At 69.8% G+C, this 26,318-nt stretch carries 19 protein-coding genes; 9 read left to right on the top strand and 10 right to left on the bottom strand.

Annotated elements, in window-relative coordinates; all coding sequences use genetic code 11:
- Positions 1 to 245: 245 nt before the first annotated feature.
- From AB0O36_RS35785 to AB0O36_RS35740, 10 genes are all read right to left on the bottom strand, one after another.
- Positions 246 to 632: a hypothetical protein gene (locus AB0O36_RS35785; protein WP_365117898.1), complete on the bottom strand. Its 387-nt coding sequence runs from the start codon at positions 630 to 632 to the stop codon at positions 246 to 248.
- A gap of 773 nt (positions 633 to 1,405) precedes the next feature.
- Positions 1,406 to 2,731: a UDP-N-acetylglucosamine 1-carboxyvinyltransferase gene (gene murA, locus AB0O36_RS35780; protein ID WP_365117896.1), complete on the bottom strand. Its 1,326-nt coding sequence runs from the start codon at positions 2,729 to 2,731 to the stop codon at positions 1,406 to 1,408.
- 130 nt (positions 2,732 to 2,861) lie between these two features.
- The gene (gene murD, locus AB0O36_RS35775) at positions 2,862 to 4,292 is read right to left on the bottom strand and encodes a UDP-N-acetylmuramoyl-L-alanine--D-glutamate ligase (RefSeq protein WP_365117893.1); all 1,431 of its coding nucleotides are present in this window, start codon (positions 4,290 to 4,292) and stop codon (positions 2,862 to 2,864) included.
- Positions 4,293 to 4,650: 358 nt separating this feature from the next.
- Positions 4,651 to 6,123, bottom strand: coding sequence for a UDP-N-acetylmuramoyl-L-alanyl-D-glutamate--2,6-diaminopimelate ligase (locus tag AB0O36_RS35770; protein WP_365117891.1), 1,473 nt, complete (start codon positions 6,121 to 6,123; stop codon positions 4,651 to 4,653).
- Positions 6,124 to 6,195: 72 nt separating this feature from the next.
- A complete protein-coding gene (locus AB0O36_RS35765; protein ID WP_365117888.1) occupies positions 6,196 to 7,596 on the bottom strand; it encodes a Mur ligase domain-containing protein in 1,401 nt (466 codons plus the stop codon).
- A 333-nt stretch (positions 7,597 to 7,929) separates the two neighbouring features.
- Positions 7,930 to 8,607, bottom strand: a complete 678-nt coding sequence (locus tag AB0O36_RS35760) for a hypothetical protein (protein ID WP_365117886.1) — start codon at positions 8,605 to 8,607, stop codon at positions 7,930 to 7,932.
- 872 nt (positions 8,608 to 9,479) lie between these two features.
- Positions 9,480 to 10,931: a phosphopantetheine-binding protein gene (locus tag AB0O36_RS35755; protein WP_365117885.1), complete on the bottom strand. Its 1,452-nt coding sequence runs from the start codon at positions 10,929 to 10,931 to the stop codon at positions 9,480 to 9,482.
- On the bottom strand, positions 10,928 to 12,142 hold the full coding sequence (locus AB0O36_RS35750; RefSeq protein WP_365117883.1) for a hypothetical protein: 1,215 nt from the start codon (positions 12,140 to 12,142) through the stop codon (positions 10,928 to 10,930). Before AB0O36_RS35750 ends, AB0O36_RS35755 begins: the two co-directional genes overlap by 4 nt.
- The gene (locus AB0O36_RS35745; protein WP_365117881.1) at positions 12,139 to 12,735 is read right to left on the bottom strand and encodes a hypothetical protein; all 597 of its coding nucleotides are present in this window, start codon (positions 12,733 to 12,735) and stop codon (positions 12,139 to 12,141) included. The genes AB0O36_RS35750 and AB0O36_RS35745 overlap by 4 nt, the downstream gene beginning before the upstream one ends.
- 118 nt (positions 12,736 to 12,853) lie before the next feature.
- Positions 12,854 to 13,090, bottom strand: a complete 237-nt coding sequence (locus AB0O36_RS35740) for a hypothetical protein (protein WP_365117878.1) — start codon at positions 13,088 to 13,090, stop codon at positions 12,854 to 12,856.
- Between the two features lie 197 nt (positions 13,091 to 13,287).
- On the opposite strand from AB0O36_RS35740, the gene AB0O36_RS35735 reads away from it, so the two are divergent.
- From AB0O36_RS35735 to AB0O36_RS35695, 9 genes are all read left to right on the top strand, one after another.
- Positions 13,288 to 14,619 carry a hypothetical protein gene (locus AB0O36_RS35735; RefSeq protein ID WP_365117876.1) on the top strand — a complete coding sequence of 444 codons (1,332 nt, stop codon included), beginning with the start codon at positions 13,288 to 13,290 and terminating at the stop codon, positions 14,617 to 14,619.
- Between the two features lie 276 nt (positions 14,620 to 14,895).
- A complete protein-coding gene (locus AB0O36_RS35730; protein ID WP_365117873.1) occupies positions 14,896 to 15,882 on the top strand; it encodes a conjugal transfer protein in 987 nt (328 codons plus the stop codon).
- Between the two features lie 8 nt (positions 15,883 to 15,890).
- Positions 15,891 to 16,181: a hypothetical protein gene (locus AB0O36_RS35725; RefSeq protein ID WP_365117870.1), complete on the top strand. Its 291-nt coding sequence runs from the start codon at positions 15,891 to 15,893 to the stop codon at positions 16,179 to 16,181.
- Entirely contained in the window at positions 16,178 to 16,702 is a 525-nt protein-coding gene (locus AB0O36_RS35720; protein ID WP_365117869.1) for a hypothetical protein, read from the top strand. Before AB0O36_RS35725 ends, AB0O36_RS35720 begins: the two co-directional genes overlap by 4 nt.
- 5 nt (positions 16,703 to 16,707) lie before the next feature.
- A complete protein-coding gene (locus AB0O36_RS35715; protein ID WP_365117867.1) occupies positions 16,708 to 19,290 on the top strand; it encodes an ATP-binding protein in 2,583 nt (860 codons plus the stop codon).
- Entirely contained in the window at positions 19,287 to 21,959 is a 2,673-nt protein-coding gene (locus AB0O36_RS35710; protein ID WP_365117866.1) for a hypothetical protein, read from the top strand. The genes AB0O36_RS35715 and AB0O36_RS35710 overlap by 4 nt, the downstream gene beginning before the upstream one ends.
- Positions 21,960 to 21,970: 11 nt before the next feature.
- Complete coding sequence (locus AB0O36_RS35705) at positions 21,971 to 23,068, top strand: NlpC/P60 family protein (RefSeq protein ID WP_365117864.1); 1,098 nt, start codon at positions 21,971 to 21,973, stop codon at positions 23,066 to 23,068.
- Entirely contained in the window at positions 23,065 to 23,688 is a 624-nt protein-coding gene (locus AB0O36_RS35700) for a hypothetical protein (RefSeq protein ID WP_365117862.1), read from the top strand. The genes AB0O36_RS35705 and AB0O36_RS35700 overlap by 4 nt, the downstream gene beginning before the upstream one ends.
- Positions 23,670 to 26,270 (top strand): ATP/GTP-binding protein, encoded by a 2,601-nt coding sequence (locus AB0O36_RS35695; protein WP_365117859.1) that lies wholly within the window; start codon positions 23,670 to 23,672, stop codon positions 26,268 to 26,270. Before AB0O36_RS35700 ends, AB0O36_RS35695 begins: the two co-directional genes overlap by 19 nt.
- Positions 26,271 to 26,318 lie beyond the last annotated feature (48 nt).

Genomic DNA, 26,318 nt, shown 5'->3' with positions numbered 1-26,318 from the left:
CGCTCCATCCCGAACGGTGCTGCTTCGCAGCCCCAAGTGCCCGCGCGTAGCGCGGGGCTGACCCCGTTTCACGGGGTCTGGGCCTTCGGCCCGTTGGGGCGTCCGCTTCGCTCCCACCCCTGCGGCGCGCAGCCCTGTTCGGGATGGAGCGAAGCGGACATCCCAGAGGTTTCCGGCTTCGCTCCAAGTCCCATGGTTTGATGTGCTGTGTAGATTCCGGAGCTTTGCCTTACCCCTAGCCTGGGTCAGGGTCGGGGTTCCACGGTGATAGAACGTGTATCGATTCCGATTTCCCTGATCCAGTCACCCTTGGGGGTCTTGTAGGTGTTGACTTGCTCATCGGATACGTGGACGGTAACCAAGAGCTTTTCCTTCGGAATCCCATTAGGGCCCTCAGGGAAGGTCTTCGTGAGGAACTTTTCGGCGGCGCCGGAGGCCCGAACGGTGAATTCTCGCTGTGCGACCGTCCCGAACAACTCGTCGGTCACGGCAAGGATTACGAAGCGGAACACGACGTAACGCTCGCCGTCCTCGTCCTCCAAGATTCGGAAATCGCGCCTCGGGTCGATGAATCCGACCCGAGTTCCAAAGCTGGTCACGGATGCCGGGTTTGCAGGCTGACTGACTGCCATGGTTACCGCCTTCGTTGATTCTTCTCGGAGTTTCGTTCGGGCTTCCCCCGACCCGCTCTCCCTTGCTACATCCCCTATTATGCCATGTACTGAGGCTGTTGGATTGTCCTTTCGTGCTGGTTGGAAGGATTGGAATATGCCCCCAGTTGCGGCAACGGTGAGTAGGTCCTGGGCACGGACGGCGCGCGACCCGGACGACGCGCTCATGAGCCACATCGAGACCTGCACCGACGCGGAGCGACCATGGCGGGCCCAGACGGAGCGCGGCAGCAGCTGCCCCCCGCCAGCCCATTCCCGGCGGTGCGATCGCCTCACGCTCCCGCAGGGTCGACGGCGGGGGTACGGCGGCCAGCCCAACGACAGGCCCTTGCACGGCTGACGGACGCCGAGCCGACGGCCCCTCTCCCGCCGCTGGCCGTCTTTGCCCACCTCGAAGCAGCCGCACCCGCCAGCGCTCTTGGCCACGGAGGCTTACGGAGGTTAGGCGCCCCCCGTTGACCGCTGCTGGGCGTGCCGGGAAGCTCCCTTGGTCCCCTTGGCCGTCCGGGCCCCACTCCGGGAGACAGGCCGCCACGGGGCTTGGAGGGGCAGTGTTGCCTCAGCGACTCGACGGCGGCCTTGTCAGCCCGGGCCTCGCGCCGACGCCAGCGACGCTGAGCGAGCCCCAGGTGGCGAGCACGGATGACAAGCCGGGGCCCTCGTCTGGCGGGTCGCGGCCGGCTACGGGGTCGGAAGCCGCTCAGTTGCTTCCGACCCCAGGGGCGCGGCTCGGTTCAGGCGGTGATCAGCTCAACATCGGCTCCGAGATCCTCGAGCTTCTGCAGGAACCTCTCGTATCCCCGGTCGATGAGGCTGATGCCGTCCAGCCGCGATGTCCCTTTCGCGGCGAGTGCCGCGATCAGATAGGCGAAGCCTCCGCGCAGGTCGGGGACCTTCAGGTCGCTGCTCTGAAGCCGGGGAACCCCGGAGATGACCGCCGAGTGCTGGTGGTTCTGCCCGTCGAACCGGCAGGGGCGAGCACCAAGGCACTCCTCTGAAAGCCGCACGTGCGTCCCCATCTGCTTCAGGCCGTCAGTAAGACCGAGGCGGGACTCGTACACAGTCTCGTGAATTCTGGAGGTTCCCTCGGCCAGCGCCAGCACGGTGAGCATGGGCTGCTGCCAGTCCGTCTGGAATCCGGGGTGTACATCCGTCTCCAGGCTGATGGCGCTGAGCGGCCGGCCCGGGTGCCGGAAGCGGATGCCGTGTGCGTCGATGTCGAAGAGTCCGCCGACCTTCCGGTACGCGTAGAGGAAGGCGGTCATCTCCGTTTGGCTGGCACCACGGACGTAGATGTCGCCCTCGGTCGCGAGCGCGGCGCATGCCCACGATGCCGTCTCGAGGCGGTCCGGGAGAGCACGGTGGGTGTAGCCGACCAGGCTGTCGACACCGCTGATCACGATGGTGCGGTCGCTCGCGAGGGTGATGATGGCACCCATCTTCTGCAGCACGCAGATCAGATCGACGATCTCAGGCTCGATGGCCGCGTTGCGCAGTTCGGTGTCGCCCTCGGCGAGGACTGCGGTGAGCAGGACCTGTTCCGTGGCGCCCACGGACGGATAGGGGAGTCGGATGTCGATGCCCCTGAGCCGCCGAGGGGCGCGGAGGTGCACTCCGCTGGGGCCCGCCTCGATCTCTGCTCCGAAGTAGCGCAGCACCTGGTAGTGGAAGTCCAGCGCGCGGCCTCCGATCTCGCAACCGCCCAGGCCGGGGATGAACGCCTGTCCGAGTCGGTGCAGCAGGGGGCCGCTGAACAGGATCGGGATGCGGGAAGAGCCGGCGTGCTCGACGACCTTCCTGGGGTTGGCCTGCTGGACTCGTGAGGAGTCGATGCGGAGTTCGTCGTCTCCTTCGCCGGCAGTGACGCTCACGCCGTACAGGCTGAGCAGGGATCGGACGATCTCGGTATCGCGGAGTTCGGGGACGTTCCGGATCTGGCTGGCGGTGTGCCCGAGGAGAGCGGCGACCATGGCCTTCGGTACGAGGTTCTTCGCCCCTCGGACGCGGACTTCGCCGCGGAGGGGCCGTCCTCCGTGAACCAGCAGAGTGTCGTGCGTCATTTTCGTCTTCCGTTCCGTCGTTTCTGTCGTGGGTTGTCGTGGGTTGTTGCGGTTTGGTCGGCTGGTGGAGCGCAGGACGACGAAGGGCCGGACCCCGCGGTGGCGGAGCCCGGCCCTTCGTCTGACGGCGTCAGGAGGTCTGGATGAGATCGGTGATGATCTCCTTGAAGATGTGCCCCCGCTCGATGTAGTCGGGGTTCAGGTGCGGGGTGTAGGTGCCGGGGCTGAAGATCACGGTCTGCCCGGGTTCCGCGGCCTGTGTGGCCTTCTCGATAGCCGTACGGAAGTCGTCGACGACCGTGATGGCGGGCGGGTTGGCGCCTCGGGCGCAGTTGACGATGTGCTCTGCCGTGGGGCCGAAGGCGACCAGGTGAGCGACGTTCCGTTCGAACTCTTCGTGCAAGGAGGTGAAGATCCCGTCCTTGTTGTCCTCGCCTCCGGCGATCAGGACGACGGATCGGCCGTTGAACTCCCGCAGGGCGTGCTGGGTCGACCAGGGGTTGGTGGCCTTGGCGTCGTTGTAGTAGGCGACTCCGTCGTGCTCGCCGACGTACTCCAGCACGTGCTCGCGGCCGCGGAAGCTGGTGATCCCGTGAAGGATCGCGGTCAGGGAAAGGCCCCGGGACAGACCGACAGCGATGGCCGGCAGGGTGTTGGCGGCCGCGCCGGCGGCGTTGAGGTCCCGTACCCGGCACAGGACCGTTTCCTGGCCTCCGTAGCGGGCGGTGATCCGGTCGTCGTCGATGAAGGCGCCGTCAAGGCCGGCGGGGAGGGGGCCGAGGGTGCTGACGTACAGGACGCTGCCCGGGACGCGTGCGGCGATCTTGCAGCTTTCGGGGTCGTCGAGGGAGACCACCGTGGTGCTGAACCGGGTGTGGTTGGCCACGATGCGGCTCTTGAGCTCGAGGTAGCGGGGCCACGGGTACAGGTTCGTGTGCTCCCGGCGGATGTTGGTGATGACGCTGGTGGTCGGCGTCAGGAGGGGGCTGTCCTGCAGCTGACCGGCGGCGACCTCCAGGACGACAATGTCGTCTTCCTCGATCTCGGGCAGAACGCCGGCGAACGGGATACCGATGTTGCCCACGAGGTGGGCCCGGCGTCCGTCGGCCCGCATCATGGCGCTGATCAGCGTGGTGGTGGTGCCCTTACCGTTGGTGCCGGTGACGGCGATGATGGGGCACGGGCACAGCCTGGCGGCCAGTTCGACCTCGCTCCAGACGGCGATGCCCTTCTTCTGGGCGGTGTCCAGGGCGGAGTGGGTGCTGCGGACGCCGGGGCTGCGGATGATGAGGTCGAACCCGGTCACGTCGGGCTCGTCGGCGCCCAGGCGGTGGGCGATCGGGTGCTGGGCCAGTCGGTCGAGGACTTCGGTCAGTTCGCCGGCCTCCTTGTGGTCGGTGACGGTGACGGACGCGCCGCGGGAGGAGCAGAGGACCGCAGCGGCTTCGCCGCTCATCCCGAGTCCCATGACGAGGACTCGTCGGTCAGCCAGCTGCAGTGGCTCGCCCGTTGCCGGGTTCCCGTCCTGCTGGTGGCTGATGAGGTCGGAGTTTCCGTTCAAGATTTCCTCCTGGTGTGTGCCGGGAGGGGGTGGTCGTCTGGTGACGACCTGGGATGTGGCCCCCTTTTCCCGGCGCCGGTCGTCAGCGCCACGCGGGAAAAGGGAAGTCAAACGGGGGGCCCGAGGGTTCAAGATGTTTCGCGCCCGCGCGAAACATGTTGAACCCTCGGAAAAGCCTCCCGTTTTACTTCCCTCCCGCGTGACGCAGACTAGACCGGCCGGGAAAAGAACCACATCCCAGAACACCAGACGACCAACCCCGACCACACACCGCCTCCTCCTCTTCCTTCCCTTCCTCCTTTTCCCGATCAACCACCCCGACCAACAAGCGACTATGGGCGGGAGGCAGGCGGTTCCCTCAGGCGTTTCGTCGGATGGCTTTGCGGACCGTTTCCATGTCGTCGAAGGGAAGAGTGGTGGATCCGACAATCTGGTAGGTCTCGGAGCCCTTTCCTGCAATCAGTACCGTGTCGTCGGTCCGGGCACTGTCCAGGGCGCGTTCGATGGCCCGGCGCCGGTCGGTGTGCCGCTCGAACAACGCGCCTGTCTCGGTGATGCCGGCGACGATGCTGTCGAGGATCGCTTCGGGGTCCTCGCTTCGAGGGTTGTCCGAGGTAAGGATGCACAGGTCCGAGTGCCGGCCGGCGATCTTCCCCATCGGAGCGCGCTTGGAGGGGTCCCGGTCTCCGCCGCAACCGAAGACGGTGATGACGCGTCCCCGGGTGAAACCGCGGATGGTGGTGAGGACACTTTCCAAAGCGTCAGGAGAGTGCGCGTAGTCGACGACGACGGTGACGCCCTGGTCGGTGCTGATGGTCTCGAACCTGCCCGGTGTAGGGGGGAGATCTGCCAGGGCTTGAATGACCGATGGCACGCTGTGGCCCAGGGCGACGCAGGTCGCGGCGGTGGCCAGGGCGTTGGCCACGGCGAAGCGGCCGGGAACGGGGACCCTCGCCCGGTGCTCCGAGCTCTCGTGATGGAGGGTGAACGCCGTTCCCGTGGCAGTGATGACGATGTCGCTGGCCCGGAAGTCCGCAGCGCCGGTCGCGATGCCGAAGGTGGTGACGGCATCGGGCATGAGTGTGGTGATCTCGTCCCCGACGGGATCGTCCACATTGACCACCGCGTGCCGGGCCAGACCTTGGAAGAGCGCCAGTTTCGCCTCTTTGTAGGCGCTCATGGTTCCGTGGTCGTCGAGGTGGTCTGGGGTGAGGTTCGTGAATACCCCGATATCGATGAAGGTGCGGTCCACCCGGTGCTGAGCGAGGGCCATCGACGAAGCCTCCAGCACGACGGTATCCGCCCCCCGGTCCCGCATCAGCCGCAGAACGTGCTGTAGATCGACTGCTTCGGGAGTGGTGGGCGTCGTGGTGGGGAGAGAGACGGGTTCGTCCCTGACCCTCAGGCCGGCGGTGCCGATGACACCGACGTGAGCATCGGTGACGGCGCGCAGCACAGCCTCGATCATGAAAGCGACCGATGTCTTACCGTTGGTCCCCGTGATGGCGATCATGTCCATCAGGCGACCGGGCTCTCCGTAGTAGCGAGAAGCCAGGACCGCGGCCGCCGATCGAATGTCCGGTACTCGCACCGCGCAGACGTGGGACGGCAATGCCGACTCGTACTTCTCCGCGACAACGATCGTCGCCCCACTGTCCACAGCCGCGTCGATGTAGTGGTGACCGTCGGTACGGCGGCCTGGGACAGCAAGGAACAAGTCCCCCGGGCACAGCAGCCGTGAGTCGTAGACCAGCCTTCCTGTGACTTGGACCGACGGGTTTCCCTGCAGAACCTCATGAGATTCTCCAGCCAGCAGGTCGCTCAGTCTCATCACAGGTCTGTCTCCACGTAGGTTCCAAAGCGAAGGGCAGGCGCCCCCTGGCGGAGACGCCTGCCCTCAGGGTCACCCCTGGCCGTCGAGATACGCGCGTCCGACCTGGGCCACATCGTTCGGGCCGAAGGTCACCAGGGCGCTCACGTCTCGCGCCCAGCGACTCACGTACGCGCACACGGCTTCGACATCCGGGGCGGTTCCGTTGTCAGGGACGTATTGGGCGTCCAGCCCGGCTTCTGCCAGGACCCGCACCACGTCGCGCGCGTGCATGCCGAAGTCCTCGGTGTCGCGGCCGGGGTAGATGTCGGTGACCACGATCCGATCACCCTTGACGAAGGGGTCGGGGTATTCGCTCAGCAGGTCGCGGACCCGGCTGAAGGAGGTCGGACGCAGCACGACCGCGATGTTACCCGGCGTGGCCCTGCGGATCGCCGCCATCGTGGCCGCGGCCTCTCCCGGGGTGCAGGCCTTGTCGTCGTAGATGCGCACACCGTTGCGGATGCCCAGATGCTGCAGACGGCGGGGTGCGCCAGCGAACGCCTCCACGGCGTCGCGCATCTGGTCGAGTTCCAGTCCGTGCTGGTGACCCATCGCGACCGCGCCCAGGATGTTGGTCACGTTGTGCTCGCCCAGGAGGCGCGGGGCGAGTTCGCCCATCGCGGTTCCCCGGTGGAAAACCGTGAAACGGGCACTGCCATCGTGCCAGGAGGTGATCTCGGCCCGGTAGTCGGCGGTCTCGGCGAGACCGAAGGTGACTCGCCGGCCCTGGGGCGCCGTGATGGTGCGGGCCACCGGGCAGTCCGCCGAGGTCACCAGCAACCCGCCCGGGCGGATCTTCCCGGCGAAGTCACGGAAAGCGCTGTGGGTGTCCTCCTCGTTCTTGAAGTAGTCGCCGTGGTCGCCGTGTACGACATTGAGGATCAGCACCGCCGACGGATGCGTGTAGAGGAAGGCCCGGTGGTACTCGCAGGCCTCGACAACCGCATGCCGGCCACCGCCGTTACGGTAGTTGCCCTGGTCCGCGGTCGTACCGACCGAGACCGTCGGGTCGAGTCCGGCGGCCACGAACACGGCCGCGACGAGTGAGGTCGTGGTGCTCTTGCCCCGGGTCCCCGAAACGGCGATGGACTTGGCGTGCTGCGCCATGATGGAGGCCAGCAGTTCCGCCCGGTCGACCGTCCTCACCCCCCGCTCCTCGCCCTGGAGGACCTCCGGGTTCGTACGGCCCACCGCGGCGAGGGACGCGACGACGAGCTGGGTGCTGTCGGGCAGGTTGGAACTGGCGTGTCCGATGGACACCTGGATCCCCGCCTGGGTGAGCGCTCGCACGTTGGGGCCGTTCGCGATGTCGGAGCCCGTGACCGTGTAGCCGCGCTGGTGAAGCGCGGCGGCCAGCGCACTCATGTTGCATCCGCCGATCCCGACGAAGTGCACGGGCTTGTCCTTCCGCATGCGGTCCAGGTCGAACATTCTTTCCTCCCGGTGTGCCGGGAGGGGGTGGTCGTCTGGTGACAACCTGGGATGTGGCCCCCTTTTCCCGGCAGCCGGTCGTCAGCGCCACGCGGGAAAAGGGAAGTCAAACGGGGGGCCCGAGGGTTCAAGATGTTTCGCGCCCGCGCGAAACATCTTGAACCCCGGAAAAGCCCCCCGTTTTACTTCCCTCCCGCGTGACGCAGACTAGACCGGCCGGGAAAAGAACCACATCCCAGAAAAAAGACGACCACCCCCGACCACACACCGCCTCCTCCTCTTCCTTCCCTTCCTCCTTTTCCCGATCAACCACCCCGACCAACAAGCGACTGATCAAGGATGCTCTGGCGCCTCGCCTGAACGGGGCTTCCCACCGGGGTTTCTGGCGCGGTGGGGGCCGGCTGCTGTGCGATTCTCGGCGTAAGACCAGATGTCCGCGCGGCGATACCACCGGCGCAGACGCCCGCTGGGAAGCTCCTCCTCTTCAACGGGTTGTGGCCAGCCCCGCGGCATGCGCTTGGGATAGTGACCGATACTGACGGGCGTAACGCCGAGGACGCGAGCGACATCCGCCAGGGTCAGCAGGTCGTCGGGGTCTCCCGAGCGGTCGAGGTAGACCTCGCGTCGCTGGGCGCGCTTCTTGTAGTCGGCGTACCAGGTATCCCACTGGAAGGCATCCCAGTACATGACGCGGTCCAGGGACTTGACCGGTTCGGGATGCCCGTTCTCCTCGCGCAGCGCCCACAATCGCTCAAGAGTGCTGCGGGCAACGCCGTAGCGCTCTTCCAGGTCGGCGCGGCTGACGAGGTGCGCCGTACTGTTCCGGGCTTCGAACCACTGATCCCATTCATTCGCATCCCAGACCAGTTCAAGTCCCTTCTTTCCGGCCGCTTCGGGATGCCCGGTCCATCGGCGCTCGCGATACCAATCCTCCAACGAGGAGAGCGACACGCCATACCTCGCCATCAGATCACGCCTGCTGTAGACCTCACGGCCATCCAGCGTCGTCACAACCGTCCTCCGATCTGTCAGATGAAGCGCTGGGCCCCCTGCGGAAAACGGGCTCCCTTCCGAGCAGCCACCCAAGCCCAACCGTCGCCCCTTGGATTGGGCTTGCCGATCACGCTCTCGGATCAAAAGACGTAGGGCGGCTGACGGGCTGCCAGAATTTGCCCGTCAGCCGCCCACACAACCCCTACCGGCCATTCAGGAACCCTTCCCAGCTCCATTATTATGCCATGATTCGGGGAAGGTATCCACCCACGCGCACCCCCCAAGGACGGCGCCCCCGGCGCCGGCCCTGGTGCCGCAGGCACCCAGGCCGACACCCACCCACGCGCACCCCCCAAGGACGGCGCCCCCGAGTCACATTGTTGAACCTATCCACCCGTCATGACCGGACCAGAAGCAGGCCCTTACTCCCCCAACCCGCACCCGACACCGGCATCGCCTCTACCTCTGGTTCCGGTCCCGGTTCTGTTGCTCTGCGTTCGATCACCCGCTTCCCCTCGTTGTCTCCGTCTTGCCGCCCACCCCCCACGCTCTCCCGTTTGCCACCCATCCCCTCCGCTCCGACTCCCCTATCTCTCCACACATATAAGTCCGGCTACTCACCGGCTGGGATTCGTGGTCTGAGCAGGCACGTTGTGGTGGGACCGAAGAATCAACTTCCCCCCTTGTTTCGCCCCTTGCTTGCCCCCTTGTTTCACCTGTTGTCTGCCCCCTTGCTTACCCCCTTGTTGCCCCTGCCGTATCCGCCGCCTGGGACGGCCTGCGTGCACCGGGGGGTGCAGCTGTCCGTCCGGGCCAGTGGCGACCCGTACGCAGGTGCCCCCGCTCCGGTTTCGAAGCGAGGGCACTCAACGGTCAGCGGCTCGAAGCTGTCACTGCGGCGGCCATGGCACAGTCACGTTCGCGGGCTGGTCGTAGTCGATGCCGTCGACGTCCCATCCGTACAGGTTGCGGATCTGGCCCATGAACCACTCCGCCCCGCGCGCCGCCTGTTCCAGCCCTGCCTCCGGGTCCGTCCACAGGGCACGCACCCGGTCCTGGACGTCGTTGTCGAGTTCCCATCCGTCGAGCCGGATCCGGCCGGACTCGTCCAGGGCCAGCGGCTGGGCGCCGGTGAGCTGGTACCAGAGGTCGCCCGCCTGCTCGGCGGTGGTCCGGAAGCCCTGACCGAGGACGGTCCGCAGGAACGCGGTGTAAAGGGCGATCGACGGGATGGCGCTGGAGGCCTGCGTCACCGCAGCGCCGGCCACCGCCGTGAATGCCCGACCGCCGTCGCCGAGGACGTCCTCGAGGATGTGGGCGGTGCGCTCCAGGTCTTCTTTGGCGGCGCCGATGGTTCCCTGCCGGTAGATCGGGGCGGTCAGTTCCGATCCGATGTAGGTCAGTGCCACCGTCGTGAACCCATCGGCGAGCAGGTTCTGCCCGGCCAGGGCGTCCACCCACAGCTTCCAGTCGGCGCCGCCCATCACTTGTACGGTTGCGGCCCGTTCCGCGTCGGTGCCGGCTTCGAGGTGTACGCGGCCGACCTTCGGGTCGTCGCCGGAGCAGTCCAGGGCTGGCGCGTCGTACGGGGCGCCGAGCGGCTTGATGACCGAGTGGTGGACCTCGCCGGTGTCGGGGTCGGTGCGGCGGGGTGCGGCCAGGCTGTAGATGAGGTAGTCGACTTTGCCGTACCGCTCCTTGACGAGGGCGAGCACCTTGTCTTTGGCCGTCTGCGAGAACGCGTCGGTGTTGACGAACAGGAAGTCGTGGTCGGCCTCGCGGGCCAGGTCCGCGGCGGCTGCGGTCCGGTACCAGCCCGCGCTCGCGGTACGCCGCTCGGTTGCCTCGGCCTCGAAAGCAACTCCGACGCCGCGGATGTTGTGCTGCCGTAGCCCCGTCAGCAGCGTGGCCAGCCCGTATCCGGCGCTGTGGCCCAAGAGCAGCACCACGGGCCCGTCGCTCCCGGTGGCCCGGGCCGGGATGTCCTCCCACATGCGGTGCACGGTGCGCGCCGCGCCGTCCGGGTGGGAGTTGACGATCAGGAATCCGCGCTGCTTGGGGTCGATGCTGCGAATGCTCACAGTGGTGTCCATTCCGCTCGGAAGGAGCCGGGCAAGGATCTCGCGCACGTCTGCGACGGTCTGCAGGCGGCCGGTCTCTTCGTCCGGGATGATGACGGCCAGGCGCTGCTCCAGGTCGGTCACCAGCTCGGCCAGGGCCAGGCTGTCGATGCCGAGGTCGCGCTCCAAATGCCCGTCCTCGGGGATCGTATCGACGGGGCGGCCAGCAGCCTGCGCGAGAGCTGCACGGAGAACGCCGACGTTCGTTGTGGGGTCTGTCATTGACTCAGTGCCTCTCGCGCCGGGAGGGCTGGTGTCTGGGTGCGCAGCCGTGCCGTCAGTGCCTCCGGGGCGATGACGGGCAGCGTGGCGGCGGCCGGAAGGCCGTTGATTTCGCGGTACTCTCCGCTGAGCAGCGAGCAGGAGGCGCAGAATCCGCCACTGGTGGTCTCTTCGGTGAACTGGGCCGGGACCACGCCGTGCAGGCCCTTGAGCCCGCCGCCGTCGGCGATCCTGCGCAGGTAGCCGTCCTGGTTGGCGCGGGCCATGATCGTGCGCAGTCCGTCGATGAAGAGGTTGCCGAAGCCGAGGGACTCGGGGACGTCGAAGCTGGCGCAGGCGTAGACGCGCCCGTCCTGTTTCACCAGGCCCGAGGGCAGGATGTAGGTGCCCACCGTCGGGGCGAAGCAGTCGAAGCAGCGGTCCATCCACCGCTTGACCGTGGTCTCTCCGGGCCGGGTCACCTTCTGCTGTTCGGGCAGGCGGTCGTTGTCGAGGTAGACGCGCATCGTGGAGTGCACCCGGTCGTGCGGGAAGTCCCCATAGGCCCGCTCGTAGACCTCCATCAGCTCGTACACCTTGTGCTCGCGGGCATCGGGGCTGGCCAGCGAGGAGACCGCCACGTTCAGCTCCTGGTCGCTGTAGTGCGTCACCGCGTGGTGCAGGATCCGCGCCAGCCACTCCAGGGGCATGGTCTGCTCGCCCACGGACAGCATGATCAGCGGTACGAACAGGCGGTTGTCGAAGAACCGGGCCTTCTCCAGTTGGTCGAAGGTGCGCTCGCAGCGCCGCTTGGTGCCCCACACTCCGTTCGTGGTCAGTTTCGAGATGTCGATGCTCCGGTCCTGCAGGGCCCGAATGAGCGGCATCAGGGCATGTACGGCGACGAAGGGTTCCCCGCCGGTCACCGCCGCGGAGGGAAGGCCGATCGCGTCGAATTCGTCGACCAGTCGGGCCCGCTGCTCCGGGTTCATGGTGATGCCGGAGGCGAGCGGCAGCGCGCCCATGCCGCACGAGGGGCAGGAGTCGTTGCACTTGGTGGTGATCTCCAGTTCCAGGCGCAGCGGCCGGTACCGCAGGCCAGCGAGCCCGGCCGCGGCGAACCGGCGCTCGATCACCTCGAACACGTCTGCCCGCTTGGCCGCGTACTTCCCCAGGAACGGGCGCACCGGCCCGCGGCCGGCGATGAACGTGTACTGCCCTTCCTTGATCACCGCCCGCTCCTCTCGTACCGGGCAGGGGTGACATGGCGTTCCACGATGTCGGTGCCTTCCCGGTACCAGACGCCGCAGATGCCGTCTTCGGGGGTGCCGTAGAAGGTGTGCAGGCTGGTGTAGAAGCCGAGCCCGGCGAGGTGCTCGCGGCTGACGGGTGTCTGGTGGGTCGGGTCCATCGCCAGCACGTCGACCACGGCCGGGTTCGGGGTGGTCACCACCACCCCCATGACGGCGCTGTCCAGGAGAACGTCCAGAAGCCGGTCCGGGTCGGTGAGGTGCTCGATGACCTCCAGGCAGGCCAGCCAGTCGAACCGCATCGGCGGCCGCCACTGCTCCAGGTCCACGTCGCCGGTCCACCGGTCCACGGGCACGTACCGGCCCCGCCAGCCGTGCTCGGTGCGCAGGCATACGTCGAGTTCGGTGTGGCCGGCGCCGATGTCGGCGATGCTGTGCCGGTCGCTTAATCCGCCGGTCGCCATTCGGTCTGCGGCGGCTTGGTAGCGGGCGGCCCGCTCCCGGTAGGGCCGTCGGACGAACGGCTCGACGGCAGCTGGTTGGGGCCGTCCGTCAAAGCGCTGCTGTGCAGACATGACTGGTCTCCTTGTCCGTGCATCAGGCTGGAAGGCAGCTGCCTTCCGGGTAGGGGACGACGCTCCCGCGTCTCCGCGCTGTTCTGTCCGGTCTCCGCCCGGACCGGACGCTGCGGGGTTAGCCGCGTTGGAGGCCGGAAGGGTTCTGCACGATCCACTCGCGGCCGCCTCCCACGGTCCGGGCGAAGACCGCGTTCTCCGTCAGGAGGCGGGTGGCAGGGTCCTCCCACTCGCCGACGAACTGCACGATCCCGGTCTTTCCCTCCACCGGGTCGCGGATCGCAGCCCCTTCAACCACCCAGGGGGGAAGGGACTGGCGGCGCTTACGGGTCTGGCTGGCCGGCCGAGGTGTCACGTTCTTCTCCTGCCGCTTGAAGAGGGGGGTCAGCTGGCAGCGGGCATGGCTGACGGAGGGTCGGCCGCCGCTCGGCTGAGGAAGGGGGGTGCCACCTCGGACGGTGGCTGGTAGCCATTCAACGGGGGTACAACGGCGGTGAGAACGGTCCATGCTGGGAAGGCCGTTGAATGCGTTGAATGCCAGGGGAGCTGGATATGGGACGCACGCCGAACGAAAGCCTGGCCGCCGCGATGAGAGAGGCCGACTGGGGAAACGGGCAGCTCGCGCGGGCGGTGAACCGCGCCGGGACTGAGGCCGGTCTGGCGCTGAACTACTCGGCGAGCACGGTGACGTACTGGCTGCGAGGGAGCCTGCCCAAGGAGCCTGTGCGGCCCGTCGTCGCCGAGGCGTTCTCCCGCCGGATCGGGCGGCCGATAACGTGCCGGGAACTGGGATTCCCCAACGCCGGGGGTGCGGACGGTGTGCACGGCCTGGCCGATCTCGTCAGGAGCGACATGGACCCCTCACGGCGCGCCGTGCTCGGCGCGGGCCTGTACTCGGCGGCGCTGATGGTGCCGCAGTTCACCGATCTGGGCGACCGCCTGGACGCCGCCGACGACGTGGCCAAGGCCGGGCGCACGGTGAGGATCGGGGCCGGCGAAGTCGCCACGGTGGAGAAGATGACCGACCACATCGCGACGATTCTCGACGACCTCGGCGGCGGGCACGCCCGTCCCATGGCAGCCGCGTTCCTCGCTAACACCGTGCTGGCCTGGCTGGAGGCGGACGCGGCCCCGAAGGTGAAGACCAGTCTGCTTGGTGCGGCGTCGGACTTCGTGTACCTGACCGGCTGGATGGCGATGTACGAGCGGGCCCACGGGCTGGGGCAGAAGTACTTCGTCCAGGCCCTGGACCTCGCGCGGGAAGGCGGTGACCACATCACCTACTGCCGGACCCTGCGCGGTATGGCGCTGCAGGCATCGAATCTCGGGTACGGGCCGCGGGCGCTGGAGTACGCCGACTCCGCCGCGGAGGCGGCTCCGGCGGCCGGGCCTCGGCTGGTGGCGTTCCTGCGGGGCCAGCAGGCACACGGCGCGGCCATGGTCAAGGACCGCCGGCAGGCGTTCGCCCGGCTGCGGGAGACCGAGCAGGCCCTGTCCAAGGCCGACGGCCGCAATGACGCCGTGGGCGGCTACGACCAGACCGCCTACCACTTCCACACCTCGCACGTCCTCTACGAGCTCGGCGATCTGCCCGGATCGATCAAGGCCATGCAGCAGTCCAACCGCGTCCGCCCCGCAGGCGAACGCCAGGGCCGCGTGCACGCCAGCGGCGTCCTCGCGGCCGCGCAGTGGGAACTCGGACATGTCGAAGCCGCCTGCGAGACCTGGGAGCGCTTCCTGGACGACTACACCGCCCTGTCCACCGCACGCGGGGACGAGCACTTCGCGGTGCTCCGCAAGCACATCACCGCACAGCCCAACAACCGCGTGGTGAGGCAGCTGGGCGAGCGCGTGCGGGTGGTAGCCGAGCAGAAGGCAGCCTGACACCAGCAACAGCCCCGCCACTGCCCCAAGCCGCAGGCCCGACGGGGCAGCAGGCGACGGGGGCATGAACTCACCGGTGAGTGGGCCGGTGAGTGCGCCGGTGAGTGCTGTGACCTGCGGTGGGGAGTTCCTTCGGGGCCGGTGACTCACTGGTGAGTCACCGGCCTCTTCTGTTCCCGACCCGTGATGCCGCAGGGGTGGAAGGGGTGAGCCGACCGGTGAGGTCGGCGCCGTTTCGTGAGGGCAAGACAGATTGGCTCTCACGGAAGGTCCGGCATGACTCCCTCACCCACATCTGCCCGGCGGCGCACTCCGACTGCCGCCAGGGCGCGGCTGCGGCGCGAGCGCCCGGAGACGGTCCCGGTCCGCCCGGCCCCGCGCGGGGTGCGGCTGGCGCACGCTGCTGCATGGGCGGCGATCGCGGCAGGCCCGTGCGCGCTCGCCCTGCTCCTGGTCGTCCCCCGCCCGACGGTGGCCGTGGCGCAGCCGGCCCCGCCCGCGAGCAATCCGGTGCGGCCCGCGGCCGGGCCGGCCGGGGTGGCGGAGGTGTTCACCGACCTGTGGCTGCGCGGGAACCAGCAGAACCCCGAGGACGGCGTGGGGCTGGCCCTACGCACGCTCGCGCCGACGGTTGAGCTGCCACGGCCGGGCCGGTCCCCGGCAGGCGCAGTGCGGACGGTGGCGGTGGACACGGCACCGTCCAAGGGCGGCGGCTGGTCCGTCGTGGTGGCGGCGCTACCCGAGAGCAACGGGCAGGGCGGGCCGGCGGTGCGCTACTTCGCGGTGCCGGTGGCCGGTGAGTCCGGGCGGTTCGTGGTCACCGGCGCCCCCGGTGAGGTCGGCGCCCCGTCGGGGGGAGCCGTGCCGCAGGACGCGTTCCGCGTGCCGGTGCCCACAGGCCGCCCGCTGGAGGCTGCTCTGGGCGAGTTCTTCGCCACCTACCTGGGGGGCGGGGCGGGACTGGAGCGCTACCTCTCCCCCGGCGTCCGGATGGCCGCGCCGGTGAGCGCCGGGTATGAGCGGGTGCGGGTGCAGGAGGTCGCAGCCGACACAGAGGTGGCAGCCGCAGGCGCCGTCCCGGCGGACGGGAGCCGGGCGCGGGCGCGGGTGCGGGTGGCCGGTGAGGACCGGGCGGGCGGGCGCTGGCCGCTGGTGTACCGGGTGGAAGTGGCGGCCCGTGCGGGCCGGTGGGAGGTGGCCTCGCTGGAGGCCGGAACCCCCGCTGCCCCTGCTGCCCTGACGGCTGCCGGGGGTGCGCGATGAGGTCCTCGGTGGTGCTGGCGGGAAGGATGGACCTGGTCGGGGATTCCCTGATCGGCATGCTGGGCGGCTGGGCGGACAAGGGTCTGCCGGTGGCGCTGACCGTCATCGTGATCGTCACCATCGTGAAGAATTTGTCGTTCAAGGCGGCCATCGGCGCGCTGCTCGCGCTGGCGCTCGCCATCGGCATCTACCAGTCGCGTGGATCGCTGGCGGGCCTGTTCTCCGATGAGATCAACAACCCCTCCACCGGCGCCGGTGTGACCGGTCCCGTGGTGCCGGGTGAGCGAGGGGTGCTGTGAGCGCCGTCTCTGGTCAGGCGCGGCTGGCGCGTTCGTACACCGGGGCGCGCAGGCACCCGTGGGTGCTGGGACGGCTCGGGGACTGGGTGATCCCTTTCGGCCCGTACACGCCGGCGCAGTTGGTGGTGATGGGCGGCGGTGCGCTGCTGCTGATCAAGACGTTCGCGTGGTGGTCGTGGCTGGGTCCGGTGCCGGTGGTGCTGTGGGGGGTGTCGGTGTGGCTGGTGCGGGACGCGCGGATCGGTGGTCAGAGCCCATTCACCGCGGTCCTCGGTTTGGTGACGTTGCTGTCGCGGCCGGCGGCGGGGCGGATCGGCGGGCGTCCGGCGCGTGACCGGACGGCGGGCCGGCTGGCAGGGGCGTTCGTCATCGAGCCGGGGACGCCGCTCCATGCCTGCGTCCCGGCTCCAGATGCCGTGAAGCAGGAGCAGGAGCAGATGCCGCCGCGGGTGCAGGCGGTGGTGGCGGCGGGTTCGGGGCTGGCCCGGCTGACGGCCGGGGTTCCGGCGGGGAGGAAGTAGAGGAAATGCGGGTTCCGTTCCGGCATATCGCCGGTCAGGTGCTGTGGGGTTCGGCCGGCGGTGCGTGGGCTGTGTGGCGGGTGGAACCCGTCCAGGGCGGCTACGTCCCGGCGCGGGTGCGGCAGGAGCTGGTGGGGCGGGTCGCGGCGCTGGTGCGGTCGATGCCGGCGCAGGCCCCTCGCCTGCTGGTGCTGGCGGCGCGGACCGATGCGGGCGAGGTCGCCGAGCAGATGGTGGAGGGGGTCGACTGGCAGCGGCTGCCCGCGTGGGCGGAGACGTGCGCGGCGGGGGTTGAGCTGCTGTCCGGGCGAGAGATGCACCGCCGGACGGTGTGGCTGGTCGTGCCGCTGTCCTCATCTGGGGGCCGGTGGTCGCAGGAACTTGCCGCGGTGCAGGCGGAAGTGGCCGGGCTGCTCGGCCTGACGCCGTCGCCGGTCGCCGGGTCGGAGGTGGAGGAACGGCAGGTGGAGGCGCGCCGGCTGCGGGTGTCGCTCGGCGGCGGACTGACCATGCGACCCGCCACTCCCGCCGAAATCGTGTGGCTGGTCCAGCACGCCGTCCACCGCGGCCTGCCCGAGCCTCTGCTCAGTGACGCCGAGGCCTCGAAGCTGTACGGAGGCCGTGTGCGGGATGGGATGCTGCACAGCCCCTCGTACGCCGACTTGGGAATGGTCCGGCTGGCCGAAGGCGGGGCGCCCACTGTCACGGCTGACGCCAGGACCGTCAGCAAGGCCAAGGGCGGGCCGGTGCGGAAACCGTGGTGGCGTTCGGCGGGGGCGGTTTCGCCGCTGGGCCGGCGGTGGCTGCAGGTGGAGTGCGAGGCCGGCACCGGCTACCAGGCCCACCTAGTCCTGGCCGAGATCCCGGCAGCCGTGCCGATCGAGGCGGCCGACGTGCTCGCGCAGCTGGAACACATGCCCTTCCCCGTCGACGTGACCGTGGACATGCAGCTGGTGTCCGCCGCGCGGGCCCGGGAGCAGGTGCAGCGCAAGAAGAAGGAACTCCTGGACCAGGCCGGTCAGTACGGGGCGCAGCCCACCGGCATGCCCGACGCGCTGCCGCAGGCAGCCGGGGACCTGGCCGAGGAGGACGCGCGGCTGTCGCGGACGTCGGTCGAGGTCGAGGTGCAGTCCGTGACCGTGCTGACCGTGTGGGGGCCGGATGCGAAGACGTGTGATGAGCGGGCGCGGGAGCTGACCGCGGCGCTGACGGGCGGGGACTACCGGCTGGAGCGGCCGCTGGGCATGCAGGAGGAGCTGTTCGCGCTCGGCCTGCCCGGCACCGTCCGCGCGGCCAAGGTCGGGCAGTTCGTCCAGCACCAGCTCTCCGAGGACTGGGCCGCCACCGGGGCGTTCACCCTCTCCCGGGTGGGAGACCCCACTGGGGCGATGGTCGGCTACGACCTTGATTGCGGAACGCTGCGGCCGGTCCTGCTGAACCTCGCCGATGCCCCGCAGGTCAACGCCTCCGCCTCCGGCGGTGTCCTGGGGGACCTCGGTGGCGGCAAGAGCGTGCTGATGAAGCAGCTGACGGCTTCGGTGGTGGACCGCGGCGGCCGCGCCATCGTCATCGACCGCACGCCGGTCAGAGAGTGGGCGCGCTTCGCGGCCTCCGCGGCCGCCGGGCGGTGCCAGATCATCGACGCCGCGCGCGCGGAGCTGTCCATCGATCCGCTACGCGTCTTCGGCGGGCCGGTTGGCGCCCACTACGCCATGTCGTATCTGACGCTGCAGTTGGGGGTTGGGGCGATGACGCCGGCCGGTGCGGTGTTGCACCACGCGGTCGAGGAGGTCGCCGGAGGTGGGGACCCGTCGATGGCCCGGGTCCTGGACGTCCTGGCGGGTCTGGCCGGGCAGGGCGGGGCGCGGGGCGAGGCGGCGGCGATGGTCGCCGACCTGCTGCGCATCGTGCAGGAGAACCCCCTCGCCGCCAGCGTCTTCAACCCTGATCTGCCCCCGGTGAGCCTGAACGGGGATCTGAGTTCGGACATGGTGGTGGTGACCACCGCCGGGCTGACTCTCCCGCCGCGCGAGGCCCTGGCTTCCGCGGATGTGCTGCGGCAGCAGCCGCTGGAGGCGCTGATCGGGCGGGCGGTGCTGTATTTGATCGCGGCGATCGCCCGGCAGGCAGCGTTCACCGAGCCGGGCCGGTTCTGCCTGGTCACCATCGACGAGTGCTACTGGCTCACCTCCTCCGCCGAGGGCTCGGCCCTGGTCCACGAGATCGAGCACGACGGCCGTAAGCACGGCGCCGGCGTCCTGCTCGGCGCCCACGACAAGGAAGAGCTCGGCGAGCACGCCAACCTTCTGGCCTACAAGGTCGTCGCGCGGACCACCGAACGAGACCGGGCCGTGAAGGCACTTCGGTTCCTGGGGCTGGACGGTGACGACGAGGAACTCATCCGGATGGTCACCACCGGCCTGTCCCCGGTCGGGCAGTCGGGCCGTGAGGGCGAGATGCTGCTGTGCGATCCGCGGATGCAGGTCGGCCGGATCAAGGTCCTGGTGCCGCAGGTGGAGCGCATCCGCGAGGGAATCTTCACCACTCCGGGCCGCTCCGCGGCCCCGACGGGGCGGGGTGCGGCATGAGCCGGACCGTGGGGGCCGCCAGGCGGTTCGACCGCGGCACGCTGCGGTCCGCCGGGTTCGTAGCGCTGCTCACCGTGGTGTTCCTGGTGACGAACACAGCGGTGGCGGCCGCTGCGGACGGCAGCGGCGGTGAGGGCGGCGGGCTGCTCGCACCGTTGAACGTCTACACCGTCGAGGGGGTGCCGCTGGAGGCGTATGAGCTGCAGTCGGACGGCGGCATGCGCATCAACATCGTCGGACAGACCCAGGCACTGGTCTTGAGCGGCCTGTTCACGCTGGTGCGGCTGCTGGTCGGCCTGGCGTGCTGGCTGATCGGGTTCGTCTTCCGCTTCCCGCTGCTGACCCTGCTGACCGAGCCCGCACAGGACCTCTCCGACGCCTACGCCACCCACGTGGTCGGCCCGCTGGGCCTGAAGGAAGTGCTGCTGGCGTGGGCGTTCGTGTTCGGGCTGATCGCGTTCATGCGCGGCCGGGCCGCAGCCGGACTCGGCGAGATCGTGCTGACACTGGTGATCGCCGCCCTGGCCGCCAGCGTCTTCGTCCGCCCCGACTACCTGCTCGGCCGGGACGGGCCCCTGCAACAGGTCCACCAGGCCGCCGTCGAAGTCGCCCAGATCACCACCCGCTCCTACTTCCACAACGAGCCCGGCAGCGACCCGTGCGCAGAGCTCAGTGTCGGCCCGGCCAAGGACACCTGCCGGGAATCGGGGCACGGGGTGGTCCGGCCGATCCAGGACGCGGTGACCGACGCCCTCGTGGTCAAGCCGTTCATGCTGGTCCAGTACGGGCGCATCCTCGACCCCAAGGACCCCGACGAGAAAGCCGCCTACGACGCCCACCTGGCATTCGTAACGGCGTCCCTCCCCCGATACGGCCAGGGGGACGACGGCAAGGTGGACCCCTGCTCGCTGATTCGCGGAGAGGCCAGAAAGTACTGCGAGCGGGGCGACCCGAACCGGCGTCCCAGCGATCCGCCGGCCGGCACGCTGCCGGGGGTGCCGCTCCCGCAGGACCTCGCCGGGCAAGCGCCGTTGTCGCCGGAGTTCGACAAGCTGCTGAAGGACCTGGACGCGGCCGGCCCGGTGGGCAAGCAGGCTGCCGCCTACGCCAAGCAGCCGTCCTGGGACCGGGTCGGGGCCGTCCTGGCCCTGCTCGTGGCCGTCGTGGTCGTCGCCCTGATGGTCGTCTCGATGGCCATGGTGATGCTCGGCGCGCAGGCTGCCGATGCGGCTGCAGCTGCGGGCGGGGCGACGGCGATGGTGTGGTCGATGCTGCCCGGCCCTTCCCGCACCGTGCTGTGGAAATGGCTGTCGGTGTTCATGGTGTCGATGCTGGTCAGCTTCGTGGCCGCCATGATGCTACCCCTGTTCGGGATCACCGTGGACGTGCTGCTGGCCAGCGCTTCGGGCAGCACCATGGTCGAACGTCTGCTGCTCCTGGACGCCGTGGCCGTCGCGTTCCTCGCACTGCACCGGCGGATGATCGCCGCGATCTCCTCGTTCGGCCAGCGCATGGCCACCCGCGCCCGCTTCATGAAGGTGGGCGGGACCCACATGCCCGGCGACACCTCCCCGCTCGGCGCAGCCCTGGCCGTCCACGGCCCAGGCGGTGGGGGCCGGGGCCTGATGGGGCTGGGCGGGCGCGGCCGGTTCAGCAGCATGCTGGCCAGCGCCACGGCAGGAATGCCGTTCACCCCCTCACGGCTGGTGCAGGACGCGGCGGCCGAGGGCAGCCGCGGCCTGGCACCGTTCGCGATGGCGGCCAAGGCCGCCCACACCGCTCTGGTCGGGCCACGCCCGAACCGTCACATGCCGCTCCTGGCCCAGCTCCACGCGGCCGCAGGTCAGCCGCACGCCGCGCAACAGAGGGGGCAGGAGGTGGCTGACCCGTGGACCGGCTACATCCTGCACGACCCCTCCACCGACCGGCCGCTGCTGGGGTCCCGGATCCATCAGCGTGCCTCTCGGCTACGCGGGTACCGAATCGCTCACCGGGCCGGCAGCGCCGCGTACGCGCTCACGCTCGGCCTGCCCCGCACCTGGAACACCGCAGCGACGAAGACCTCGCAGTACACCGAGGACGCGATGACCCAGCTGAAGGTCAGCAAACACAACCTGCGCGAGGACTGGCGGCCCGTGGGGCAGACAGCACTCGCAGCCGGACGCGGACTGCGCGAAAGCTTCACCGACGACGCACGCACGGTACGGGACGCGACGGTCGCAGCTGCGATCTACGCCGGCTCTCGCGGCGCCAGCGGATCGGCCAGGCCCTCCAGCTCCGCAAGCTCCCCCGCATTCGGCCCAGGCGGCGCGCCATCGCCTGTCGGCGGGTCTGGGGGCGGCACTGGCCCAGTGCAGCCTGTACGGATCATCCGGCCCGCACGCGGAACGGCAGGCCAGCCGCCTACGGGCACCGGAGTACCCGCGCGGGCAGCCGGTACTGCTCAGTCCAGCACGGCCCAGTCGGGCAGGGCTCAGATCGGCACCACTGGCGCCGGCCCGGCTCGGGCGGGCGCGCGCGGCGGGTCTGCTCAGGTTCGGCCGAGCGGGGCGTCGAGCGCGCAGCAGGCGCGGGCGGCGGCGAACCGGGACCGGCTGCTGCAGGTGTTGCAGGCCCGGCAGCGGGGCGCCGCCGACTGGCAGCGCTCACGTGGCGGTGACGGGAGTTGAGGAAGCTGCGCATGGGCTGCTTCACGGTCCTGCTGCTGGCTGCTGCCGCGTGCTGCGCGGCCCCGGCCATCCTGTTCTCGTCCGCGAGCGAGCGCCCCGCCGTGCCGGGGGTGGTCCCGCCGAGTGTGGAGGGTATCCCGGGCCGGATGCTCGCCGCCTACTCAACCGGTGCCGCGCAGATCGGCACACATGTGCCGGCCTGCAAGGGCATGCGCTGGCAGATCCTCGCCGGGATCGCCCGCATCGAATCAGGCCACGCCTCGGGGAAACAGATCAGCCCCGCGGGAGACATCACCCCGCCCATCACCGGCCCGCGCCTGGACGGATCCGGTATCGGCGGCAACACCACGCCCTTCCCCGACACCGACAACGGTCTCTGGGACGGCGATACGGAGTTCGAGCGAGCGGTCGGGCCCTTCCAATTCCTCCCGGAAACCTTCCGCGCGTACGGCAAGGACGGCAACGGCGATGGCACGGTCAGCCCGCACAACGCCGACGACGCGGCCGCCTCTGCCGCCGTCTACCTGTGCGGAAAGGGGCGAGACCTGAACGACCGGAGTCAGTTACGGGCCGCGATCTACGTCTACAACCACTCCAACGCCTACGTCGAGGACGTCCTGTCCGGCATCGACCAGTACGACGCCCTCGGCATCACGCCCACAGTCCCCACCGGGAACGCCAGCACGGTCGTGGCGGCCGCACTCGGCCAGCAGGGCGTGCCCTACTCCTGGGGCGGCGGCGGCCCGAACGGCCCCAGCCGCGGCTTCTGCTGCTCCCCTGGCGGACAGGACGGGAGCAAGATCGTCGGGTTCGACTGCTCGGGCCTGACGCAGTACGCGTACGCACAAGCCGGGATACAGCTGCCGCGTACCGCGGCGGCACAGGCAGGGGCCGGAAGGCGGATACCCGCCTCGGCCGGTGTGGGCGCGCTGCTGCCGGGCGACCTGGTGTTCTACGGCTACGACCCGGACGCCGATTCCACGATCCACCACGTCGGGATCTACCTCGGCAACGGGCAGATGATCAACGCGCCCCGTCCGGGCAAGCCGGTCCGGATCGACCCGGTCACCGCGATGCCCGACTATGCGGGAGGGGCGAGGCTGCTGTGAGCACCCGATGGAGCGGGGGCCGTCTGATCGCCGCCTCCGCCATCCTGACCTGCGCCGGAACCCTGCTGCTGTATGCGGGGCTGCAACCTTCCGGCCTGGCCCCGGCCGCCGCAGGCGGTGCCGTGCCGGTGCCGGTCGTCACCGCGGCCAGCCCCACAGCGACGGCGACGACGTCGCCCGGACCGCGGGCGAGCCGTTCCGGCGGCGCGGCACCGGGGGTGCCCGTGCCGTCGGGGGCAGCGGCCTCGGTGACGGCACCGCCCGCGGACCGGGCGGCCGTGCAGGCCGAGTTGCCGCACCCCGGATCCGGCGAAGCCGCGGACCCGCTCATCCAGCAGGCACTGGACCGGGCCAGCCCGGCGGACCTCCCTGGCCGGGACGAGGCACTGCTGCTGCGGCAGGGGCGGGAAGCGTGGCTGGCCGAGACGGGCGCGTATACGCGGGTGCGGATCCAGGCCGCCACCGCCCGCCGTGAGACCGCCGGCGGCGAGAAGCCGGTGCGGGCGGTGGTGCGGCTGGTGTGGGCCGGCGCAGACCGCGCCGGGGCCTTCCTGGACGGCCGCCCGGCCGCCATCCACTTCACCCAGAACGGAAACGGATCATGGAACCGGACACACTGACCCCGTCCACAGCCGGAGTGTTCGGCACAGCGGCCAACCTCCTCGAGGCTTTGTGGACGGTCGGCGCTTGGGCTGCGGCCAACGCATGGTGGCTCACGCTGATCACCGCGCTGTCGATGGCCGGGTGGGAGGTCCTGCAGCAGCACCTGGCCAGCAGGGCCCTTTCCGAGCGGACCTGCGTGGAGCTGGTGCCGACGGGCCAGTTCACACCAGGTGAGGAAGAGATCTGGCGGCAGGGCATGCAGCTGATCCGGGCCGCCGGATCGGGGCCGTGGTGGACACCGCGCCGGGCCCGCACGCTGCGAGTGCGGCTGCGCGCCGACGGCAGCCAGCCTCTGGCCTACCGGATCGAGGCCCCAGCATCCGCCCACGCACTGCTGACCCGGACCCCCTTGGGGCCGCGCGTGAAGGTCAGCACCGTGCCGCCGGTCGCCGACAAGGGGCGCACCCACGTGGTGCGGGCCGTGCTGACGCTGCACGGCAAGCCCGGCAGCAGCCTGCGCGAGGTACCGCTGGACCCCGACCCGCTGCAGCCCCTGGTCGACGCTGTCGCCGGGATCCGGGCCGAGCTCGGCGATCTGGCCGAGGTGTGCGTGGACCTCTCCCCCGCCCCCCGATGGCAGCTGGCCGTACACCGCATGCGGATCATGCAGCGCGCCCGCGCCGAGGCCCGGCGCGAAGCCGCCCACGAGGCCCGCTGGACGGGCACGGAGCCAGCTGGCGGCTGGACCGGCGCACTTGGGAATCTGCTGGACCCGGCCCAGTGGAGGAACTCCGGCCGTTCGCCGGTCCTGATGCCGCCGCGCCCGCAGCGGGTCAACCGCGACCAGGCGCTGGGCAAGTTCGCTGAGAACGCCGGGCTGATGCGGGTGCAGATCCTGGTCCGCTGTGCCTCCAACACCACGGGCCGCGCCGAGCAGCGCCTGGCCCTGATCAATGCGGCGATGGACGTCTATGCCGGTGGGTCCCGGATCGGTACCCGCGGTCTCTCGGCGGGGCCGTGGCGGATCGGGCCGGACCGGTGGCCGTGGCGGCCCCGGTTCGATGACCAGTGGGCAACGGGGCTGATGCGCCCGGCTGCTGGGGGCTGGGCGCGGATCGATGAGCTGGGGGGTCTGCTGAAGCCGCCGACGGCGTCGGCGCGGATACCGGTGGTCCAGGCGCAGCTGCCGACGTATGAGGTGGGCCGGGATCTGCTGCCGCAGGGCTGGTATGCGGGGCCGGACGGGCGGGAGCGGCTGCTGGCCACCGCCGAGGACGAGACGCTGTTCGAGGTGCAGTCCGGGAAGGCCGGGTGGGGCAAGACCAGCAGGGCCCAGGTCCATGCAGTTGCGAGCGCCCACAACGGGCGGGGGCTTGCGTTCGTAGACCCGCACGGCGACTCCTTCGGCGATGTGGCCCGCTACCTCGCCCACGACGACATCGCCCCGCGCGTGCGTCTGGTCGACCTCACCGTGCACTCACCGGACGCGATGATCGCGTGCTGGAACCTCCTGGACATGACCGGCCAGGTACGGCCGTACGAGGTCACCGCCGCCGTGACCGACGCGATCGCCACCGCCCTGGGCTGGTCCGACCTCACCGGCCCCCGCGCACTGACCATCCTGACGAAAGCGGTGGAGGCGCTGGTCGCGGTGAACACCACGGCCGTCGCCGCCGGCTCGGGTGCCGAGGAGCATCAGGCGACCTTGCTGCAGGTCCGGCCTCTGCTGACCGACAAGGAGTTCCGTCACCTGGTCCTCAACGTCCTGGACGAGGAGGCGCGCCGCTGGTGGCTCACCAGCTTTCCCGATCTGCCCCGTGAGGCTCTGTTGACCGTCCTGAACCCGCTCGACCGGCTGGCCGCCAATCCGGCGCTCCGTGCCTTCCTGGGGTGCCCGGTCAGCGGCTACGACATCCGCCGCGCGATGGACGAGGGCCATGTGGTGTGGATCTGCCCGCCCGGAACCGGGCCCACGGACCGGCTGCTGATCTCGCTCCTGGTCCGTGACTTCCTGCGTGCGGGCCTGTCCCGCCGGGACCTGCCCGAGCGGGACCGGCGCCCCTTCCGCCTGTACCTCGACGAGCTGATTTCCCTGGACGGCGCCGGATCCACCATCGCGGAGATCACCGAGCAGCTGCGGAAGTTCGGATGCCGCCTCCACGGGATGACACAGCTGCTCGACCGCCTCTCCGGCCCGACCCGCACCGCGCTGCTGCAGAACGCCTCCTGCCTGTCCACCACGGCCGGGTCCGCGGCCGCCATCGGGCAGATCACCGGTGAGTGGGGCGGCAAGGTCACCGTCGAAGACGTCGCCGAGCTCGACCGGTGGTGGCACTACGCCTCCTTCACCGCCGCCGGCAAACGGATCGGCCCGCTGCTCGTACGCGGCCCTTCCCTCGCCGATGTCTTCGACAATCTCGCGCGGCCAGGCCGGACGAAGACGCTGCTGCACACCGCGCACACGAACACCGGCGCCCGTCCCCTGCACGTACGCCTCACCCAAGCCACCGGACAGACCGACACGGTCCGGGCCTTCCTCACCACCCTGCCGGCTACCGCAGCCGGCGACGCCGAGAACACCGAAGGGCAGTACGCATGACCACCGCCACGCTCCACCCGCCGACCACCGACACCCACGCCCACCAGG

The organism is Streptomyces sp. NPDC089799 (genome assembly GCF_040684755.1).
Taxonomy (GTDB): domain Bacteria; phylum Actinomycetota; class Actinomycetes; order Streptomycetales; family Streptomycetaceae; genus Streptomyces.
Note: the sequence above shows the minus strand (reverse complement) of the source record. Positions and strands in the feature narration are given on the sequence as shown.